This window comes from Moorena sp. SIO4E2 (genome assembly GCF_010671945.1).
GTDB lineage: Bacteria > Cyanobacteriota > Cyanobacteriia > Cyanobacteriales > Coleofasciculaceae > Moorena > Moorena producens.
Window position 1 is genome coordinate 1 of the sequence record NZ_JAAHIE010001349.1, and the last position, 1,159, is coordinate 1,159.

2 protein-coding genes are annotated in these 1,159 nt (G+C 36.1%); both read right to left on the reverse strand.

Features of this window, described 5'->3' with window-relative positions:
* Positions 1-115 precede the first annotated feature (115 nt).
* Positions 116-763: a class I SAM-dependent DNA methyltransferase gene (locus F6K37_RS43595; RefSeq protein ID WP_287257373.1), complete on the reverse strand. Its 648-nt coding sequence runs from the start codon at positions 761-763 to the stop codon at positions 116-118.
* A 101-nt stretch (positions 764-864) separates the two neighbouring features.
* The coding region (locus F6K37_RS43600; RefSeq protein WP_287257374.1) for a hypothetical protein at positions 865-1,159 on the reverse strand (295 nt) is incomplete at its 5' end.

Consider the following 1,159-nt stretch of genomic DNA (forward strand, 5'->3'; position numbering starts at 1 on the left):
AACAGAGTTGAGAGCCTCCATGTTTTAATTTCTAGAAGGACGTGAATTAACGACCTTTTAGAATCTCCAATGCTATGGGCTAAGGCGCAAGCTTCGCCAATAGCCCGGAGAAACATCAAATGCACACCTCATAGGCACAATACAGAATCTTGATCTTCTCTGCATAATCATGATTATTGGGAAGATAGGGTTGTGGTGGCGAAAGATAGGCTTGTTTTAAAATGCCTTCTGACTCCATCTGTTGCAAGGTAACGTCGAATTTTTTTTGAGAGTGGATATCCTCTCGGTTTGTAAACACCAGATATCCTCCCGGCTTTACTACTCGGCAAAACTCATACAACACATTTGACGTTTCCATATTAGTAAGCACAGCAGTGGAAATGATTCCATCAAATTCATTATCTTGAAATGGCAATGCTTGCTGTATATCTGCTTTATATAAAGCAGTATAAATATTTTTTTCTCTAGCGAGGTCTAAAGATTTACCAGAAATGTCAACTCCAATTATGGTTTGATAACCTTGTTCTAGAAGAGCTTGTCCAGCAAGTCCCGTTCCACATCCGAGATCCAAAATTTTGCCATCGGTAGCAACAAACTTTGCAATCAGTTCAGCAGCAACCTGATGACCAGCATACTGCCAATTCAAGACTTTTTCCTCATACACTTGAGCTAAAGTATCATATTCCTTCTCAACCTCGCTGCTCTCAGTGTTCCATTTATTTGACCACTTTGCTAAGAATTGGGCTTCTTGATTATTATTCATTAACTCTTCTGTTTTTCAAACTATAATTACTTGTATTCTAATTTATATTATCGCCTATTCGTAACTATTTTTATGCAGAATTTTTTTAAAAAATAATGTGATTAGTTTGACTCAAATGATTGAATGATATACTCTCTGGCATCCCATAAATATTGAATGCCAGAAACCCAGATCAATGATTGAGTTATAAGTATGAATAACACAGTCAGATCAGAAAGACTATCACTTACAGGTCTTAATGTAGTTAAGGTAACTACTGCAATAGTCGCGAAACACAATATTATAGAATTCCAACGATTTTCTAAAGGATCGGAATATCCAAAAATTCGACCTTCTAGTAGTATGTGTAAACCAATAACAATAAACAACCATTGACTTGAAAACCCATAAATTTTA